Here is a 19,694-nt window from a genome sequence, read left to right on the forward strand (position 1 = left end):
TACAAATGTTTTTATGGAAAGGAAACTGATTATATATGTAAAATTTGCATATAAAATCAGTTTCTCCAGTTTATTATAAGAATAAGCCTAACTTATGAATATTTATTTGCTTAAATTCGATAAATCTACATTTCCACTAGTTGATGTAGTTGTACTAGTTTTAGAATCTTTTTTATTTGGTTCTTTCTTAACTTTCTCCTTTGTAGTCTTTGATGCAGATTTTCCGCCTTCTTTCACAAAGGCATTATTAAGATTTGTGGCCACCATCAAGGCTACGTCGGATCCAGGGGTAGTCACAATAGACTCGCCAGCTACGGTCACAGTAGCCTCAGAGTAGGAGGCTGAACCGTTAGTAATTTTATTATCATGGTAGAGTTTTGCCAACTTACCAGCCATATAATAGGATCGTTCCTCACCAGTATACCGACCACTAGCCGCTGGCGTGTAAATATTGTCGCCATCTACGATAACTGCATTATCCACCACATTCACATGTTTACCGGAATACTCATACATGCGTTTAATATTTTCCGTTACTCGGGCAGAGGCCTTTGGATGGTTATTAGGGGCCAACACTTGTGCAAATCCCTCACGATACGTTTTATCTCCATAAGTATTACGCATTACCGCCATCGCACCAGCAGCACCGCCAATGTTGTATTGAGAGTCCGCCAGGATATCAAATCCCAAATCATCGGCATTTTTCTCCTGACTCATAGTAAACACTTGGTTGTTAATGTAATTGCCTGCGATATTCCCTAAGATAGCACCACCTGCACTACCACCAGCATAAATGCTGAGCGCCGTAGACAATCCCACCTGTTTTTTCATACCATTTACGATATCCTTGTGTTCGCCATGAGATAATTCATGGGCGATAACATAGGCGAGTTGGTTATCATCGAGTTTATCAAGAGTACCCTTGTTAACGGACATAACACGACCGATGGTCATGAAAGCATTAAAATCCGTTTGTGGATTTACATATACCGCATAAGACCGTTTTACCAACGGCGATTTAGATAAATTAGTAACAATCGTTTGTACTCGCTGTTGAGCTGCCCAATCATCGAGATAACCTGTTTGCTTCTTTGCATTAGCTAAACTCTCTTGTTGACCTTCATCGCTATTATCCATTTTATTAATCGCTGTAGATACATAGGCCATGGCCGCTGCACCAGAAATTAATGTTTCAAGACCTGCTGCATGGGCCGTTGGAACCGTTGTATGTAGAACGGAACCCACTGTAGACGATACTAGCCCGCTCTCTGTAATTGTTGCAGGAATGGCACCTAAACCATTCGTCAACGTCAATGCAACTGCTGTTGTAATGGCTAATCGTTTAACTTTCACCATAGTAACATCCTCCTATACTTGTTTATCTAAAATAATAGCCTCTTTACCATCCTTAGATACAGGACCGCCATGAGTATAGCCCACTACGTCGAATTTCTCAGCACAGCGCGCTGCGATGTCCTCATACTGATCATTTTTACCACGCATACAAGTAGACAAATGCACAGTAGTGACACCATTTTTCTCAAGAGATGCAATTTTTTTATCTAAATCACCACCAGCATGGGTAAACCCAACGAGCTCGATTTCCTCATCCGCATATCGTTCAAAGGAATCCTTCTTACCCATGAACGCTTTTAAACAACCGCCACAAGAGCAACGTTGCATTGTATCTTCATTTACTAGTACTGCTATCTTTTTAGCCACAGGACCTCCTATAGTTAAATCCATAATGTACACCCATTCATTTAGGCGCCTATTGATTTTATTATAGCATGAATGATAGCCATGAATGATGAATGAAATATCGACTCATATGCATATTTCACAAGCAAAAAACCTTCCCCATTTTTGTATGTGCCATTACGGCCATACATTCACGGGGAAGGTATATCTATTCTCTCAACATATCTCAGGGATATGGTTTACTTGTTGTACGCTCAAAGGATATCGGCGGTCTCAATCACCGTTCCGAACCCATTGCTATGAATTAGCGATTGAATGGATTCAACACACCTGTTGTTTGGTTGTTATTACTATGGTAGCTGCTATTTGTGTTTTTATGGTAGCTACTATTTGTGTTTTTGTGGTAGCTGCTATTATTATTGTCTTTTTTTGGTGGTTTTAGAGCGGATTGTTTAGCTTCTACTTTTTTAGTGGATTCTTTTTTAGGATGCGGAACCTACGTTTACGGTTGCCATGAATGCTAATACTGCTGGAATTAATGCTAATTTTTTCATTATTGTTCTCCTCTAATTTCTAACTAGTTGAGCGAATGCTCATATATACTTTCGAGCAAATCGCTCAAATCTTTCGAGTCTAACAAATGACTAGTTCTCAAACCGTATACATCAATTGTCGTATATGTCTGTCGAGTCATAGGCTCGTTTGCTATGCTCTCAGATTACGCCCCTAAAATGAAAGCCCAGTGAGATTCATGTTAACAAACCGTAAATGAAATATAACGTCAAAAACCACGTATCACCTAGATTTCTCTCTCGAAAACTAAATAATACGTGGCTTTATCGATTTTGTTTATTTTATTGAAAGAAAATGAAGTTTCTTCATAAAGGTGCACATATTACTCACCTTTAGATAGTTTAACTCACGCGTGAGTTAAACTCATGAGTAAGCGTGGTTGCTTATAGGTTTTTAGATTTTGTTTCTAACAGCATATTCATTACGCCTTTAGATATATCATCAATCTTTTTCATCATTTCTAACGTCGACATAACTCTTCTATACGTTCTATTCCTATTTCCGCCAACCTTTTCAATTAAGTTTAATGAAGTCAATCGATTTAATGCAGCTTTAACAGTATACTCATTATTATCTTTAAGCATATCTTGAATATTTTTTTTACTCAGCCCCTTTATATCGTCAGTGTCTGAAATAATATTGTAAATAACCTGCTCTACATCGGATAATTCAGGATATACCTCAGCTGGCTGTACAGTCCAAAGCTTTAATTTCGTTTCCTCTATATTGGTCTCTAATTCAGGTTCTTTAAAATTATTCTTTATTACAATATTTTGAATTTTTTGGCTACCACTTCCTGCACGTTCAGCAGCGCCCATCCTTGTAAACAATGACACCAATATAGAGTTTCTTGGATTTGATTTGGCACCTCTAAAGAACTCTTCTTCAATTTTTGTATCTAAACCTGACTCAGGGTATCGTTCTAATAATTTGGCTTTATATGCTTTTACAGAACTACTATCAAGATCATCTATTGTATATCCTTCTAGTAATTCATTATCTAAATCATCTTTTTGATTTCTTATAAAGCTTGTCACTTCATCTTTTTTAGCTTGATAATCTCCACTATGACGACGTATATAGGTCTCAAATATATTCCCTTTTAAATATACTGGCTTTTCACTAAGTGGTGCCTCAGATACATGAATTTTGGCTCTTCACGGAAATTTGGGGGATAAAAATAATAACATATAAAATTGGCATTGAAAAAGAGCATTATCTATTCCAAAATGTAAGTTGCCTAAAACTACGCACGGAGGTCGAATAATGCTCTTTTATTACCATAATGAAATCACTTTTAATTGTCAATATTATCGCACAGAAAATATCACTAACCATCCAAATCCTCATTGCCATACCCGAGTTATCAGTCTACGGACTGCCAGAGATTTTTCCTGTCCGCACTGTCACTCCCGTATGTATAGTTATGGGGCTTTTTCTGTACTCATCAAGGATTTTCCAGATCTTCCTAAGCAAAAGAAGTATATAGAGTTCTCGGGGCACAGATTCCGCTGCACATCCTGCGGGGAGACCATAACGGAAGATATCCCCTGCCAATGCCCTTTCACACGCGTTACTTGGGATATGGCCTTGTGGATCATCCATTTACTGAAGGGCCATCGCTATGCCACCTGCGTTATGGATTTGGAAACGGGATTCACATCTTGTGGGCCGGCCTGGGCCGCTCCATGGCAGATTTTGAGCACTTCTTTAAGAGCATTGGCCTTTCGCTTCTTTCCAGGCTAAAAGCGGTGGCCATGGATATGAACGCATCCTTTAACAGGCTGTTCCAGAAATATTGTCCGAAGGTCCCCATCGTTTATGACCGGTACCATATGCAGGCACAGTTTGGGCGTGATGTTATGGGAGCCGTGCGCCTGGAGGAAGCACAAAAGCATAGGCAGGAAGCAGAAGCATTAAAGGAATATACGAAAGAAACTAATAATCCAGAGCTCCAGAAGATGGCCAGGGAAAAGAGCCATGAAGAAAGGAAGCTTTATACCGAATTAAAGAAATCCCGATGGATACTGTTAAAGAAGGACGACCACCTGAATGAAAGGCAGAAAACTCATCTGTTGGATATCCTGAGCGAGCATAGGGATTTGGCGATTTGTTATGCCATGAAGCAGGAGATGACTCGTCTGTTCACATTGACTGACTATGAAGAAGCTCTCGCCGGATGGACAAAATGGATTCAGGCTGGACTGGAGAGCGGGATTCCTGCATTGGTGAAATTTGCCCGTCAAAAACAAAAGCGAATCCAAGGCTTAGCTGCCCATGCACTGCATCCGATTAATACAGGTTAATACAGGGAAGCTGGAAGGGTTCAATAACAAAATTAAGGTACTAAAAAGAATCGGATATGGGTACCGAAATATGGATTATTTCTTTACCCTTATCCGATTTCATTCTTTACCTGCGGATTATTCATCCCCCAAATTTCCGTGAAGAACCTCTAAAAAGCTCTTTATTTGTAATACGTCCGAAAGATTTCCTCTCACCATGCAGCCTGCCATAAGTGAAATATACGTTGCAAAGCACACGGCCTATCTGAAGTCTGTCTGTGAAAGGATATTACAATCTTTTCCTCTACCAAGGCTTAATATCAGTGTATCTTCTTTAAAATAGCCTGGATTTTCTCTCGTTCCCTCTGATTCATAGCAAAGGCATATACCATTGCCATATATAAGACTGTATACATTGCTGCCTTCAAAACGAAAGGTACTATTCCCCTTTGAGGCAAAAGGTATATATTGGCAACATATCCTATAACGAGACATACACCTGTAACCAGAGATATTCTGCCTATCTGTCTCCAGAAAGAAGCGATGGCCAGACGGATTTCCTTTGCATAATACCAGTTCATTATAAATCCATTTCCCACAATCATGGAAATACCGGTGGCCACCGCGCATCCAATACCGCCATATTTGATTCCCAGTGGGATAGCGAGGAGAAGATTCAAAACCCCTGTGAGTAAATAAATGCGAGCCCGGAAGTCATAACGGTTCATGGCCTGCATAATGGCAAGTCCTATGTTTTGGATCAAATCTACTGTAAATGGAAGAATAATGAGAAGAGTAATGATATAAGAGTCTTCAAATCCTGGTCCTGCCCATAAGGCAATAAACTGCTTTCCGAAAATGATAAAGCCCGTTGCCACCAGGGCTAGAAGATAGTACTGCCATCTGCCAATCTGAATAAAGAGCTCAGAAAGGCTGCTGATCGGCTCCTTCCTGGCCACCATGCCGGTAACATGCGGGAGATACACGCCGGATATGGCTGTAGAAAGGGCCATATAGTTCATATAAATCAGGGATGCAATAGAGTATACCGCCACTGCTGTCGTCCCGCTGATAATTCCCAGAATAATCTGGTTTGTTTTCCAGAATACCTGGTCTATCAAGGACACAGCAAAAACGCTCAGAGCCAATTTCTTGAACTCTGAGAAAAGTTCATGGTTCCAATAATGAAAATGAATTTTTACATGAAGGTCATGGAAGCAGTAATATACCCTTGCTCCACTAAGCACCAGATTCAATACAGTCTGCACAGCCGCTACGGAAAACGCACTGGGATGACGCTGCAGTACCAGCACCACAAGAACAGGCTGCAGCACCAGCTGTATGGTTTCCATTCCTTTTAAAAAGAAAAAACGCTCATGGGCATTTATCACAGAACGGAAAACCATGGTAGATAAAGTAATGACAATATTCAAAAGTAAAAGCAGGAAAATCTGCTTTGCTTCATCCACTTCTGATACCGTCATGCTTCCGGCAAAGATAACATCCAAAAAGCCATAACAGATAACGCCTATAGCCAGTGCCAATACAGTCACTGCACCATATCCACGAACAGAAATGGCAAGTATATTCTCCATGCCGATACTGTCCTTCAATGCCCTATACTTAGCATAGAACCGGATAACCGCAGCAGAAAGGCCGAAATCCATAATGCTGAAATAGGCGATTAATGATCCCATGAGCTGGTAAAGCCCATATTCGCTTTTTCCAATAAAATGAAGGAGTATCGGTACATAGAGAAAGCCAATAACAGCATTAAGGAGAATATTGGTATAACTTAAAAGAATGCCTATTTTACGTTCATTCATCACAGCTTTTTCTTCTCCGTTTCGCCAAAGATGATTGCGTAGCCAAGCCCCAAAAGCAGCCAATAGCAACAAGTGATATTGAGTGAATCACCCATTCCGGAAGCAAGAATGCCGCAGAAAGAAATTGCAAAGAATATGTATCCTAATTTTTCTTCAAATGCAATCGTGTCAGACTTGATTCTTTTCAGCAATTTCAACAATAGAAATAACGGTGGCACCATAAATATGCCAAGCCCAACGAATCCCGTCTCAGCAAATCGAGACGAATATTCCCCTAAAGTGGGGATTCCAGACTTCAAGATCCCCTTTTCTTTCTGATTGCGAAGCCACATTTTTACTTCACCATTAGAAAAAGCCTTTTGAGGGAAATAATTCGGTATATAAGCTGACCGAAGAGATGTCCCCACACCAAGAAGCGGATGATCCATTCCTATTTTTATATTGGCTTCCAAAACAGAATACCTTGCACCATTGCTTCGTTTATTATCTCCTACAACCGAGGTCACATTATTTTTCACATACTTTTGTGCCAATTTAGTGCTTTCTTGTAAACTTTTGCCCACGTTAGATGAATTATTAACTACAGCAGGCTTTTTCTGCTTCATCGCGACTGGGCTTCCTGGTAAAAAACCGCCAGCAACGACAGCCACCCCAAATGCACATGCTATACATAGCATAATAATAAATGCCTTTTTTAAGAGATATGCTCTATACGCAACACTTGCCGCAAACAAAAGCACAACTTCTCCAATGATGAGAACATTTGCCGTCCGTGCTTTTGTCAAAAATAAAAATACAGTCATTACAAATGCAAGTGAAAGCACTCCCACTTTCGCAGTGGTTCGCTTCACTGTAGCAAATGTGTACCATAACCATGGCATCGCAAAAGCACACCATATGCCAAAATATGACGGCTCCGCAAAAAGGGAGCGAAGCTGTCCTTTCCATAAAAGCGGTGGCCACCAGGTACCATTCGACTTGATTTCGTGAACAATCGGATTCAGCTCTGTCAAAATATATTCAGCCGTATGACTTCCGCTTAAATACCATACATCAAGGACTCCATAGGCACATATAATGATCGCCCCCACTACAGCCCCTTTTCTCATGATGTCCAGTCCACGACTACTATCTTTCCTATACCAATAATAAATAAGATAAGAGCAGCCAAATGTCCAAAAGGTCGTCATAAAAAGCCCTTTTAACGGTCTTGCAAACATCCAGATACTCAGTAATGTTGTTTCAGATACGTCAAATCCAAATCTCTGCAAAAAAGCCTGAATGACAGGTATTTTATCGACCTGCGAAATCGGACCATTCAAAACATCTCCATAATATGGATAAATTACCAATCCATGAATTAAAGAAATGAACAACACAACAGCATATATCAAAAGGTAGATCCCAATCCGCCTGCTCAAGGATGTTTTAAAAACATGACATTTCTCATAATATAATGTGAGTAAAAGCCCTGCCAACAGGGGAAAAAAACTGAGTTTTTCAGCAAAAACAGCACCCAAAAAATTGAAACGAATAATTTCTGGAATTGTTGCAAATATAGAAAACAATACCATTAGATACCACAGTCGATTCCTGATTATATGATTCATATTCCATCTCCTTCCAGAAAGTAGATGCTTTGTTTTCAATAAGAAAAAGTAAAGCCAGCCCCATTGACGAAGAAGCAAAAAGCGTTTGAGTCTCTCTGTCATTCCGCCCTCAAAATTTCTAGTTTTAAGAGCAGAAATAAGCGCCCCGTTTTCAACCAATTCAGAAAAAGCTCTACGAAATTTGTTCTTACCATCTTTCTGTTTCGCACAAATTGCCAATAATCGCCCAACTTCCATAAGGGCTCGACTTGGTAGTTGCTCTTTGAAATAGCTTGCTTTATCGATTTGCTGCAAACGCTGCATCGTTTTTAGAAAATTGGTAGCAATGTCTGGCTTATATAAACTTGTCGCCTGCCCCGCTCTTTCATAATAAACATAAAACGGATCAGCAATAACCGCCATTCTGTTCAACCTATACATAAGCGACATGGTTATAAGCATATCCTCTTCGTACCAGCACTCCACCCCTGCTTGAAGTACATCTTTTAACAAATCCCGCTGATACAGCTTCCCCCACAATTCAAATGGCACCCCTGCTCGCTGTTTTTCTCTATGATATAAAGCTTTCGTAGAAAGCAGCTGAATGATACCTGCTTTGTCATATACTCCCGGCTCTGGCCTTATGATTTGCTCTGCCTCGCCCGCACAGGTAACTCGTCTGAACTGACAAATCGCCAATTCAGATGAGTGGTCAACCATTGTTCTCACTAGAGTTTCAACCATTGTTTTTTCAATAGCATCGTCACTATCTACAAATGCGATCCATTCTCCTTGTGACTTTTCATATCCATGGATTCTCGCCAATGATACCCCCTGATTTTTTTGATGTATCACATGCACCCTTTGGTCTTTCATACGGTACTGGTCACATAGCTTTCCTGATCCATCCCTACTCCCATCATCAATCAGTATGACTTCAAGATTTTCATAAGACTGTACCAAAACAGAATCCACACACCTTTTTAAATATTTTTCTGTGTTATATACCGGTATAATGACCGATACTTTTCCCTTCTGCCGACGGTGTTTCCTTATATTCTCCCACCAGCTTCGGCCACCGGATGCCGATTTCAGGATCATTCCAGGCCATACCGCCTTCGTCATTGGGATGCCAGAAGTCGTTCACCTTGTAGCAGAATCCTGCCACATCGGAAAGAACCAGGAAGCCATGGGCAAAGCCTTCGGGAATGAGAAACTGTTTTTTATTTTCTTCTGTCAGCTCCACCCCATACCACTTGCCATAGATAGTTTATCATTTTACGCTACTGCGCCTCACTACGGACGCTCTGAGCGAATTTACGCTATTTCCTCATATACCTGGAGGCGGTGCACTTCCGAAACGCCGCCTTTCTTCTTGTTCTTGAGTACAATTCCATCTCCTTCAATCGCTATAATTCCCGGCTGTGTCGGCTTTTCAACCTTTTCCTCTTCTGCCAATGCTTTTTCATAAGTCTTCGCCTTCTCACCGGCATAGTTCTTGAGTGAGATAACAGACTGATGGGAGATGGTAATCCCCGCCAGGCTTTGCAGGAGTTCGCTGGCACTGCGATATGTGGTAATTGCGACAGCCTCGACAATCCGCTCAATCATTCCCAAGCTGTAGTGTTTTCTGGGCTCAAAGCCCATTTTGCGGTCCAAAGGATAGAAGTTCTTCCCATCTTTCTGCAGAAATCTTCAGGCATAGGTCAGCTCTCCATAGTGGCAGTAAATCGTCCGGGAGTCCCGGCGCGCCACACACCACCCCTGTGCCTTGTAAATCTGATACAGCTCGGCATCAATACGCTCCAGAGCCATAAATATAAGTTGACAGTTCATTTCTTCGAGCCAATGAGTTAGCTTCCTTTCAGACTCAATAGAATCATCAGATTCCTTGATGATAGAAATGACTGCTCCTATTGCATTTTCACTCCAAATTTCTCCAGTTTTTGTTATAACACCCATGAGGAAAGTCCTTTCTTTGTTTTATTCTTTGCCACGGAAATTATAACATTTCCACTCAAGGGGAGGCTTTCCTCTTTTATTGTTTCTGGAAAAATTCCCCTACCGAATAAAATTTTACACTAACACTGACTCCTCTTCAGCTTTAATAAAATATTCAGTATATCTTCTATCCCAATAATAGCACATCCAAGCTTGATTTTTAATTTATAAGAAATATCGTGATCAATAAAAAGATTTTTCCAATAACGATGTAATGACTTTTTTAGCTGAATGACTCTTTTTTTCTGTTGTGAACAATTGTTATTCTTACTATCATATAAATAAGCAGCAACTTGAATTAAATAATCATTAATACTGACATGTAATCCTAGTTCACTATAATAATCATATCTTGTTTTAACAATGTCTATATTATTCCAAAGAACCTCAGATGAAACGCTATGGGTCAGACTACTTTCATTCTGAACATAATGATATAAGCACTTATTGATATGTACAATATTTTTGAACTTTGGCGTCACCTGGGTCAGTACATCATAATCCTCCAACATATGATACGTTTCATTAAACTTCACCTTTTTGAGTAACGATGCTCGAATTACCTGATTAGACAAAAAGTTTTTCAATTCACGCTCAAGACTCTGCTCATAAACAAAAGCATTTAAATCCACCTTTTCTGGCAGGGCAATATGTTGTGGTTCATCAACATCGTCCCGAGTATAAAAATAATCAAAGACAAGACAATCGGGATTATATTTTTCCAATCCAGCATAAATCGTTTCATACCAATCCCTTGTCACATAATCATCTGAATCCACCCATGCAATATAGTCCCCATTCGCTTGAGATAAGCCTAAATTTCGTGCTGATCCTACTCCACCATTTTCCTTATGGAAAACGCGAAGGCAATCACATCTCTTTGAATAGGTTTGCAAGATATCCCAGGTATTATCCTTTGATCCATCATCAACACAGATGATTTCCACCGGAGCTTGCTGTATAGACTGCAATAATGAGTCTAAGCAGCGCCCAATTGTTTTACACGCATTATATGCAGGAATAATTACAGATAATTCAATAGAATCCATTCGATGACACCTTATCTTTTAATATTTCATGGCAAGCTATTCCATACTAATTAAATACCTATACTCACTGATTGATAACTCCTATGATTTCCAGAACAGTATTTTAGAAACATACTGATTTTTATGACACAAACGACTGATTCCCATCACAATTCCCAAGAGAATGGCCGCTAACACTAACGTACTTACTACTTTAACAATAAGTCCATACTCATTGACCCAGTTTATGCCACTTTGACTGACAAGCTGCTTATAAAAAGGGCCAAGCAGTTTCTCGATGACAATGATTTGAATCAAGTATATATCTAATGTATACTGTCCTTCTCTTGCTGCCAAGTGATATAGTGAAGTTTCTTTCATATAGGGGAGCAACTTATACAAGAAAATCAGAGCCAGACAGCTGCCTGTGACTCCCAGGATCATCTTTAAGCCATCATTCACTACCAGCTGCAGAACCGACTGATGGTGATAGTCATACCAGAAGTCTTCCGGCGGCCAGGGCATATTTGAAAAAGCAATATAAGATGCAACGAAAAGGGCCAGCCCCCATTTCCAGTACTTAATATAAGAACGGAAATCTGATTTCACATAAGCCGGCAGGCAATACCCTGCTGCAAAGAAAAAGTATATATGAGGGCTCCTGTAAGACACATACGGAACGATAGACAGTAGTGCGAACAAGGCAAAGTATTTCCAATCATGCCTGAAATTACCCTTGCAGAAATAAAGAGCCAGAAGAACTATTACCGTATTGACAGCTACATCTCCCAGAAACCAGATACCTTTGATATCACCGAACAAGTACTTAAGAAATGTTATAGGTATATGCGGTATAGGAGTTCCCCGAAATAAATCGCAGGCAGCCTTGATCAGGCCAAAAGAAATCATGGGAATGATAAGCCCTGCCAGCCTGGAAGGCAGCTTCTTTATTACATACATATGAACGGATGACCATTTCTGAATAGAAAAATAAAAGAAATAGCCACAGAGCCCCATAAACAAGGGCATATGCATAGTATAGATGAGACGCATCACACTGTCTTCCTGCACAGGCCAGCAGGAAACATTCGATGTCTGCTGTACCACATGCCCCCATACTACAAGAAAAATAATAAAGAATTTCACTATATCAGGCTATACATTTCTTGTCTGTCTGTCTGTCTGTCTGTCTGTCTGTCTGTCTGTCTGTCTGTCTGTCTGTCTGTCTGTCTGTCTGTCAAAAGCATAATCCTTTTCACCATAGAGTCAAGCAATATTTATAAAAAACGTAAATTAATCAATGAACAAACGCCTCAATATCATTGAAATTCCACCGATTTCATAAGCTGCCCTGATACGGCTTGCATAGCGGGACAGTTTGGGATTCATCCCATTTCTACGAAAATCAGCATTATATTTTTGATAGAGTCTGGAATAGTTCCTCTCATCTTCCGGAAGCCAGGAGGATGCAAAATGGTGAATGGTATACGTATTGGACGTTTTACAAATCTCTCCTGTATCTAGGTCCTTGGCACATAAATAATCAAAAGGAAGAAGTACCATATTATGTCCAAACACGAGCTTCTGACCATGCAGATGAAGTCCATACTTTTTCACGGTCATATCTGTGATAACGATCACATTTGTCGTCGTATCACAGGTACCATCTTTTCGCAGAAAATGCCTGTGGTCATAGTCATGAAGCAGCATGCCAATCCATTCATTATCTCGACAGGCACCCATAGTGCCTGTCGGGATATGAGTCGCAGACTCATATCCCGACACCGCATCGTAGACGCGGAGCGGATCCAGCGATTTTACCACTTCCACATCGGTGTCCATGTAAAAGCCTCCCTCTTCATAAAGTGCTTTCAGACGAACATAGTCAGTGACAAAAGCCCACTTCTTAGCTTCATAGGCTTCCCGGCAATAGTCATTCTCATGGATATCGAAGTTGGACTCATTCCACTCTTTGATTTCATAATCAGGGCAGTATTTCTTCCAAGACTCAATATATTTCTTCACATCCTCCGGCTTTTCTTTTCCGCCGAACCAGCAATAATGAATGATTTTAGGTATCATAAGCGACTCCTGCATTTATAACTATTTAGAATTTTATGAGCTTATACATAGAAATGCTCTTACCTGCTGGACCCGGCTTATCACAGATACCAAGAAAATTACGATTATGAAAACAGAGTGCACTTCAGCCAAAGGAATAAGGAAACAAATTTAACCACTCAGGTCGAATGATAAAAGCCACTATCTGATAGACCGCCAATAAAGTGTATAGGATTTCAAGACCATACTTTTTCAATGGCGAAAGGTACTTGAATACATTAACAACATATACAATAGTCAAAGGAATAAAAAACATTTCTACTCGATTGAAAGGATTGAAGATGAGCCCCAGAAAAGAAAATCCCAGACCGAGAATATAAAAAACGAAAATCATTATTTTATTACAAAAACCGAGTACCGTTTCTTCTCGTATAGCACAGCTAGAATCTCATTGACCTCGATACGAAAATATTAATTATCTATTGAGCAGCCCTCTAGTGATTTCTTTAACCATTTCTTCCCTTTTTCCATTTCCTGATTATTTAGCGCTGTATACCGCTTCTTTAAAATAAAGGGTAATAATAAATTTAAAAGCCCAGTATTAAATCCATATCTGTATATAAGTTTCTTACAAAGTATTTTGAATTCTAATCTATGCAAATAAGCACTATTGCAATCCTTTGGTCCATAATTCTTCAATACCCACAACACACTATTGTATGTTTTTATTTGATTATCAACGGATTCGTTTTAAACCAGGATGTCTTCCCCATTACAGAAGGATGAATATATATCGATTGTTTAAACACCTCTTTAAAGCTATGAGGAACCCTAGGAATTTTTTTAATCCTAAAATGTATCCATTTCTATCTATACTATATGAGTCAGTCCCAACAACATCAACCTCCGAATGTTTTAAGAGATAATCCACTTCCTTGTCAGACAATCTGAAACTCAACGCATTTAAATAATCACGCAGTGTTATTTTTTACACGCATTCCATCTGTCTTGATTTCTTCTGAACCCACTATCATGAAATACTTTGGTATCAACATATTTATAGGACTCAAAAATCTTGTAAGACATTTGAGTCTCTCACTCCTTCCCAAAATGCCCATAGGTGTCCAAAGACTAAAATTTCAACCTGAACGCCATTTTCAATCCTGTAACGCCCCCAAAGAGTGAGAGCGCCGCGAGTCGATTCTTTTTTCTGGCTCTGCCATCAAGCAGTACCGAAAGGCGAGCACGCTTCAACGTATCCACGATACGCTGATACTGCTCCGGATGCTTATCTTCCAGTTCAGATGGCTGCAGGATAAGGCGGCAGTAGTTGCTGAACTGTTTATTCATTGCAGCCTGCTCGATAAGTGCTCCTTTCCCTCGGCATGCTTCGACCAACTGGTCCGATGACTCGATCAGGTCATGGATGAAGGCTTCATTTCGCCTCCCCATGATGCTCCCTTTTCGCTGGAAATAGTAATAAAGCGGGACTCGAATGAAAGCCACGGTCTCCGCCGCCAGATAAAACTTGTAAGTGGTATAGAGATCTTCGAAGAGTTTCCCCTTTGGAAATGGATATTTTCGAGCCAAAGACGCAGGAAGAAGGATCCCCCAAGCAGAAACATCATGAAATCCCTGATAAAGAATCTCCGCCAGGCCTTCCTTCGCGTTCACACATGCCGCAGATATACGTGAAGTATCTAAATCCTCTATCCCGTTTCCATCATACACTTCTGTAAATCCGCATACAGAAAAATCAGCACCCTGCCTGATCCCCTGCATCAGCATTTCCAGATAGGCCGGATGCACATAGTCATCACTGTCGACAAAAGTGACATACTCTCCTTTGGCAGCGGTCATACCAGCATTGCGCGCGTCAGAAAGTCCACCATTTTCTTTATGTAATGCATGAATGTTCGAATATTTTTTCGCATACGCATCACACATAGCCGGACAAGTATCGGGTGATCCATCATCTACGAGGATAATTTCAAAGTCTTTGTACGTCTGTGACAGCAGGCTCTCCACGCAGCGCGGAAGATACGCTTCCACTTTGTATACAGGAACAATCACGCTGATTTCAGGAATCATTTCTTATCCTTTCCTTCATATAAGCGAATGCTTTCTTCTATCATCCGCTCCATTTGGTATTTCTTTTGAAATATTTTTTCTGCTTTTCTACCCATATCAGCCAGTTTTTCTTTATCCAATCCTGACAGAAGATGAGTCAATACATCCGGGGAGTCAAACGGAAAGATATAGCCATTTTCTCCATCTTCCACTAACTCCGGCAGGGCTCCACGATTGCTCACAATAATTGGTTTACCATACTTCATCGCCTCCACTCCCACAAGTCCAAAAGCTTCCCAGCGAGAAGGCATAATCACTGCATCGCAGCTCTTATAGTATCCATCCAACTTATCATGTGGAATCCAGCCGCAGAAAGTGATTTTCTCTGTATCAATCATAGGAATCTTTTCACTATCTCCCACAACATTGTCGCCGATAACAAATAAATGAATATCTTTTCGTTTACATTTGCTGAAGTGCTCGAGAAGATAGTCTATCCCTTTCGGTGCATCAAACCTTCCAACGAAAAGCAGATTAATAACCCCTTTTGGAAGCTCAATAGGTGGCGTTTCTCCTTTTGCAGAAGAAATACCACTAAAAATAAGCCGAAGCCTTTTTTTACTTATCCCTGCGTTTTTTGCTGCTCTATATTCATAATCGGACACATTAACAATGGCATCTGTGCGAATAGACAATACTCTCTCTATTAAGGCGTATAATGCCTTTTTCAAACTTGTCGTGTCCCTCAAAAAAGCCCATCCATGAGCATTGTAAATGATACGGCAATGTTTAGGCAAAAAGAATAAAGGTAAACGAACAAACAAGCCTGCCCAAGTACTGTGGCAATAAATGACATCGGGTTTTACATGCTTAACCACACGATAAATAGCTTTGATAGCATTCGGAATATTTCCCAATGTTCTTTTATATGGATAATAGTAAATGCGATCCTCCGGAAATTTCCAGCTATGATCGGAATTGTAATCTGAGCAAACCAGGTAATCTTCTATTTCAGGATAATCAGGATGGTCTAATAATGTACGAATATAAGTTGCCACACCCCCTTGTACATATTCTCCCACATGCAGTACTTTCATGCAATTTCCGCCATTTCCATCAATTGCATGTAAGATCCTAACATATACTGCTCCGAAATAAATTCAGGCTTGAGCCATAGATATTTTACATCTTCATGTCCCCCCAGTTGACAATTTGGTATAGAAGTTCGCCAAATTTCTCGCCTCTTTATTTATCTCAAAACCAGCGTGTCTCAATTCTTCTCCTACCTCTTCATTTCTTTCATATTTCATAGATACAATCCTTTCTGCCCACTTAGAAGCACCTGTAGATAAATCCAAGAACTGTGTCGAATGGGTAAGATGTGTCTCTTTGGTCACTTTCGTGGAGAAAAGGCAAGGAAGTCCATTTGCCTGGGCTTCCACCCCTACCACTGGCAAGCCTTCATAATGGGAAGGCAGCACGAAAATATCCATTACATTATAGAGGTTCTGCACATCATTTCTAAGTCCGAGAAAGTTCACATGGTCTGTAAGTCCCAGTTTCTTTACCTTTTCTTCCATGGCCGACCGTAAAGGACCATCTCCAATCAAAAGTAATACCATATGAGGATTTTTCTTATAGGCTTTAGCAAATACATCTATAAGAAATTCATGGTTTTTCGGAAACACGAATCGCCCAACGTGCCCAATAACAAATTCATCTGTAAGACCCATTTCTTTTCTCAGTATTTTTCTCCTATGAGAATTGAATGCATATTTCCCTAAATCTATGGCATTATTGATAATAGTTACTTTACCACTGTCCATCATTTTCCTGCCATACATCCATTCCCCGGCCAGTCGGCTGCAGGCGAAATAATGAGTAGCAAATAGTCTGGCAAAAGGACGCAGCATGAATTTCATGATGTTCCGCTTGGTTTCCCCCGGAGATGAAGTACTATGGTTATGAAGAATACGCACAGGAGCTCCAGCCGCCCATGCCGCAAAGAGTGAAAAAGCAGATAGTGTGTTCATATTGGAGTGAACGATGCGATAGTGATGTCTTTTGATAACTTTATAAATATCCCACATAAAAGCAATAGGATTTTTATAGTAGGGCGTCACTTTATAGACTCTTCCACCCAGAGCCTCAACTTTTGGCGTAATGTCAATTTTATTATCATTATGGACGATGAAATCGAACTGTACTTTTGTCCGGTCGATGTGTTCATAATAATTCATAATGACAGCCTCTACGCCGCCTCCGGCTACAATCCCGATAATCTGCAATACACGAATCGGCTCTTTCATTTACAAACTCCTTTGATCAGACAATTTTTGTAAGGCGAATTGCAATAAATAACGCAACACTTGTCACAAATTAGAAATTTCCTGTGTAAGCACCTCTGATGCAAGACATTTTCGTGGTCTTTCATTAATCAATGACACGCTTCTATCCAGCTCTTCCTGATTGATGGCAGAGAATAATGTCCCCTTAGGATAAAATTCTCTGAGCAGACCATTGGAATTTTCATTGGCTCCGCGCTGCCATGAGGAATATACCTCTGCAAAATAGAAGGGAATGCCCATGGCCTCTATCTCCCGAAAACAGGCAAATTCCTTCCCTCTGTCTGATGTCATGCTTCGGAAACAGTTCTTTTCATATCGTGTTATCAGCAGTATTACATAGATGTGGCAGAACAACCCGGCATACGAATCGTCACATAGAAACGTGTTTTGAGCTCCAGAAAAGGGACTACACAGGCCTTATCTTTTCCACGAGGAGATACTACGGTATCAATCTCCCAATGCCCAAAGGTCTTTCGTGTCTCTACTTCGGGAGGCCTGTCAGAGATGGGAGTTCCAATCAAGAACTTTCCTCTGGTTTCCATGGTTCTGAAAGGTTTTCCCTTACGACGAAGAACCTTTTTATCGACGGAAAGTTGTTTATTATGAATCCAGTTATAGATGGTTTTAAAGTAGGGAACTTTTCCTTTAAGGGATTGAGCAATCTGCTTTGGGAACCAAGTTTTCTTTAACCGGTCTTCAATGGTTTTAGCTAGAGAAGCAGTAAAGATGGTGCGTCTCCCCTTGGTAGAGCGGCATAAGGAGGCATGGGCTTCTGCACGTTCAGCGAAATACTGTCCCGGTGAACGCTTGAACTCACGAGAAATGGTAGAAGGATGTACCTTCATAAGGGACGCAATTTTACGAACAGAATGGCCTTCAAGCACATATGCTTCTATCTGATAACGTTCTTTTATGGTAAGATGGGAGTAACTCATATTGGTAGTCCTTTCTATAATGTATTTGTCGCTATTTACATTTTACAGGAAACTGCCAATATGAGTTTTTTACTGTTGCATTATATTTTACAATCTACGGTTAAAAACTATTTTTAGCCCTTGTTGCTTCATACAAATATCGAAAGCAAAAAACACTCCAATTATCTCATAAACATATTAGTTTCTCCTCTTTCTATATACATATATTAGCGATATTATTTCTTATATCCCTCAGGATTCTTTGACTGCCAGTTCCATGTATCCCGGCACATGTCTTCCAGAGTTCGTTCTGCATGCCATCCAAGTACTTTCTGCGCTTTCGTCGAATCTGCCCAAACTTCAGAGAGATCCCCCGCTCTTCGTGGCCCGATTTCGTATTTCACTTTAACCCCGGTAGCCTTTTCAAATGCATGAATGATATCGAGAACGCTGTAAGGGGTGCCTGTTCCCAGGTTAAACACTTCAACGCCCTTGTGGCTAGCTGCATATTCTACTGCCTTTACATGGCCATTTGCCAGGTCCATCACATGAATATAGTCACGAAGACAGGTTCCATCTGGTGTGGGATAGTCTCCTCCAAATACGGTGAGATGGTCTCTTCTTCCCACCGCCACCTGGGCAATAAAGGGCATCAGATTGTTGGGAATCCCCTGGGGATCTTCACCAATCAGCCCACTTTCATGGGCCCCAATTGGATTGAAATAACGGAGCAAAATGACGGATAATTTTGGATTCGCTTTTGCTGCATCTTCCAGAATCTGTTCCATCATCACCTTAGTCCAACCATACGGATTGGAACAGCTGCCACGATGCATGGTTTCCACATATGGTGGCTTATTTTCTTCCCCATACACCGTGGCTGAAGAGGAGAACACAAACTGATTAACGCCTGCTTCTTCCATACACTCCAAAAGTGTCAGCGTGGTATCTATGTTATTACGGTAATACTTCAAAGGAAGGCGAACCGATTCCCCCACCGCCTTAAGTCCGGCAAAATGAATGACACAATCAATGTGATTTTCAGAAAAGATATAACGCATCTTTTCTTTATTCTTGACATCGGCTTCATAGGAAATTACTCGTTTTCCTGTAATCTTTTCTATTCTGTGGACAGCTTCCGGGCTGCTGTTGCTGTAATCATCTACAATCACCACCTGGTGACCGGCATTGAGCAGTTCCACTGCGGTATGTGAACCAATATATCCCGCACCACCGGCAAGTAATACATTCATTATACTATGCTCCTTTTTAATCTCTGTACATTATACACTACCAGA

The 19,694-nt window shown here is 40.5% G+C and carries 17 protein-coding genes and 1 pseudogene; 2 read left to right on the forward strand and 16 right to left on the reverse strand.

Going from position 1 to position 19,694, the window contains the following annotated elements; all coding sequences use genetic code 11:
- Positions 1-102 precede the first annotated feature (102 nt).
- The 3 genes from RVY80_RS02320 to RVY80_RS02330 form a co-directional block, all read right to left on the reverse strand.
- Positions 103-1,356 (reverse strand): M48 family metallopeptidase, encoded by a 1,254-nt coding sequence (locus RVY80_RS02320; RefSeq protein WP_317329497.1) that lies wholly within the window; start codon positions 1,354-1,356, stop codon positions 103-105.
- 12 nt (positions 1,357-1,368) lie between these two features.
- A complete protein-coding gene (locus RVY80_RS02325) occupies positions 1,369-1,722 on the reverse strand; it encodes a CGGC domain-containing protein (protein WP_295193595.1) in 354 nt (117 codons plus the stop codon).
- A gap of 935 nt (positions 1,723-2,657) precedes the next feature.
- Complete coding sequence (locus RVY80_RS02330) at positions 2,658-3,311, reverse strand: ATP-binding protein (RefSeq protein WP_317329499.1); 654 nt, start codon at positions 3,309-3,311, stop codon at positions 2,658-2,660.
- Positions 3,312-3,866: 555 nt separating this feature from the next.
- Between RVY80_RS02330 and RVY80_RS02335 the strand changes: the two genes are divergently transcribed.
- Both RVY80_RS02335 and RVY80_RS10190 read left to right on the forward strand, forming a co-directional pair.
- Positions 3,867-4,580 (forward strand): transposase, encoded by a 714-nt coding sequence (locus RVY80_RS02335; RefSeq protein WP_317329501.1) that lies wholly within the window; start codon positions 3,867-3,869, stop codon positions 4,578-4,580.
- Entirely contained in the window at positions 4,552-4,722 is a 171-nt protein-coding gene (locus RVY80_RS10190) for a transposase (protein WP_411040688.1), read from the forward strand. Before RVY80_RS02335 ends, RVY80_RS10190 begins: the two co-directional genes overlap by 29 nt.
- A 157-nt stretch (positions 4,723-4,879) precedes the next feature.
- Here RVY80_RS10190 and RVY80_RS02340 read toward each other — a convergent pair whose 3' ends face one another.
- The 13 genes and pseudogenes from RVY80_RS02340 to galE form a co-directional block, all read right to left on the reverse strand.
- Entirely contained in the window at positions 4,880-6,385 is a 1,506-nt protein-coding gene (locus tag RVY80_RS02340; protein ID WP_317329503.1) for a lipopolysaccharide biosynthesis protein, read from the reverse strand.
- A complete protein-coding gene (locus RVY80_RS02345) occupies positions 6,385-9,075 on the reverse strand; it encodes a glycosyltransferase family 2 protein (RefSeq protein WP_317329505.1) in 2,691 nt (896 codons plus the stop codon). Before RVY80_RS02345 ends, RVY80_RS02340 begins: the two co-directional genes overlap by 1 nt.
- Positions 8,975-9,241, reverse strand: coding sequence for a dTDP-4-dehydrorhamnose 3,5-epimerase (gene rfbC / locus RVY80_RS02350; RefSeq protein WP_317329573.1), 267 nt, complete (start codon positions 9,239-9,241; stop codon positions 8,975-8,977). Before rfbC ends, RVY80_RS02345 begins: the two co-directional genes overlap by 101 nt.
- Before the next feature lie 56 nt (positions 9,242-9,297).
- A pseudogene (locus tag RVY80_RS02355) lies at positions 9,298-9,936 on the reverse strand (UPF0236 family transposase-like protein); the annotation flags it as partial.
- A 119-nt stretch (positions 9,937-10,055) separates the two neighbouring features.
- The gene (locus RVY80_RS02360; protein ID WP_317329506.1) at positions 10,056-11,024 is read right to left on the reverse strand and encodes a glycosyltransferase family 2 protein; all 969 of its coding nucleotides are present in this window, start codon (positions 11,022-11,024) and stop codon (positions 10,056-10,058) included.
- Positions 11,025-11,105: 81 nt separating this feature from the next.
- Entirely contained in the window at positions 11,106-12,149 is a 1,044-nt protein-coding gene (locus tag RVY80_RS02365) for an acyltransferase family protein (RefSeq protein WP_317329508.1), read from the reverse strand.
- A gap of 147 nt (positions 12,150-12,296) precedes the next feature.
- Positions 12,297-13,085, reverse strand: a complete 789-nt coding sequence (locus RVY80_RS02370) for a glycosyltransferase family 32 protein (RefSeq protein WP_317329509.1) — start codon at positions 13,083-13,085, stop codon at positions 12,297-12,299.
- Between the two features lie 1,110 nt (positions 13,086-14,195).
- Entirely contained in the window at positions 14,196-15,155 is a 960-nt protein-coding gene (locus RVY80_RS02375) for a glycosyltransferase family 2 protein (protein WP_317329510.1), read from the reverse strand.
- A complete protein-coding gene (locus RVY80_RS02380; RefSeq protein WP_317329511.1) occupies positions 15,152-16,231 on the reverse strand; it encodes a glycosyltransferase in 1,080 nt (359 codons plus the stop codon). The genes RVY80_RS02375 and RVY80_RS02380 overlap by 4 nt, the downstream gene beginning before the upstream one ends.
- A 93-nt stretch (positions 16,232-16,324) precedes the next feature.
- Positions 16,325-17,443 carry a glycosyltransferase family 1 protein gene (locus RVY80_RS02385; protein ID WP_317329513.1) on the reverse strand — a complete coding sequence of 373 codons (1,119 nt, stop codon included), beginning with the start codon at positions 17,441-17,443 and terminating at the stop codon, positions 16,325-16,327.
- A gap of 63 nt (positions 17,444-17,506) precedes the next feature.
- Positions 17,507-17,773 (reverse strand): IS30 family transposase, encoded by a 267-nt coding sequence (locus RVY80_RS02390; protein WP_317329514.1) that lies wholly within the window; start codon positions 17,771-17,773, stop codon positions 17,507-17,509.
- A gap of 41 nt (positions 17,774-17,814) precedes the next feature.
- Entirely contained in the window at positions 17,815-18,417 is a 603-nt protein-coding gene (locus RVY80_RS02395; protein WP_317329516.1) for an IS30 family transposase, read from the reverse strand.
- A gap of 215 nt (positions 18,418-18,632) precedes the next feature.
- Complete coding sequence (gene galE / locus RVY80_RS02400) at positions 18,633-19,649, reverse strand: UDP-glucose 4-epimerase GalE (protein WP_317329517.1); 1,017 nt, start codon at positions 19,647-19,649, stop codon at positions 18,633-18,635.
- Between the last annotated feature and the right edge of the window lie 45 nt (positions 19,650-19,694).

This window comes from Veillonella absiana (assembly GCF_032970865.1).
Lineage (GTDB): Bacteria > Bacillota > Negativicutes > Veillonellales > Veillonellaceae > Veillonella > Veillonella absiana.

Bases quoted from the DNA above. Each gene is read 5' to 3' on its own strand.
- RVY80_RS02340 (WP_317329503.1), bottom strand. From the start codon at position 6,385: ATGAATGAACGTAAAATAGGCATTCTTTTAAGTTATACCAATATTCTC.
- galE (WP_317329517.1), bottom strand. From the start codon at position 19,649: ATGAATGTATTACTTGCCGGTGGTGCGGGATATATTGGTTCACATACC.
- RVY80_RS02380 (WP_317329511.1), bottom strand. From the start codon at position 16,231: ATGAAAGTACTGCATGTGGGAGAATATGTACAAGGGGGTGTGGCAACT.
- RVY80_RS02385 (WP_317329513.1), bottom strand. From the start codon at position 17,443: ATGAAAGAGCCGATTCGTGTATTGCAGATTATCGGGATTGTAGCCGGA.
- RVY80_RS02375 (WP_317329510.1), bottom strand. From the start codon at position 15,155: ATGATTCCTGAAATCAGCGTGATTGTTCCTGTATACAAAGTGGAAGCG.
- RVY80_RS02360 (WP_317329506.1), bottom strand. From the start codon at position 11,024: ATGGATTCTATTGAATTATCTGTAATTATTCCTGCATATAATGCGTGT.
- RVY80_RS02390 (WP_317329514.1), bottom strand. From the start codon at position 17,773: ATGACATCAGACAGAGGGAAGGAATTTGCCTGTTTTCGGGAGATAGAG.
- RVY80_RS02345 (WP_317329505.1), bottom strand. From the start codon at position 9,075: ATGATCCTGAAATCGGCATCCGGTGGCCGAAGCTGGTGGGAGAATATA.
- RVY80_RS02370 (WP_317329509.1), bottom strand. From the start codon at position 13,085: ATGATACCTAAAATCATTCATTATTGCTGGTTCGGCGGAAAAGAAAAG.
- RVY80_RS02320 (WP_317329497.1), bottom strand. From the start codon at position 1,356: ATGGTGAAAGTTAAACGATTAGCCATTACAACAGCAGTTGCATTGACG.
- RVY80_RS02395 (WP_317329516.1), bottom strand. From the start codon at position 18,417: ATGAGTTACTCCCATCTTACCATAAAAGAACGTTATCAGATAGAAGCA.
- RVY80_RS10190 (WP_411040688.1), top strand. From the start codon at position 4,552: ATGCACTGCATCCGATTAATACAGGTTAATACAGGGAAGCTGGAAGGG.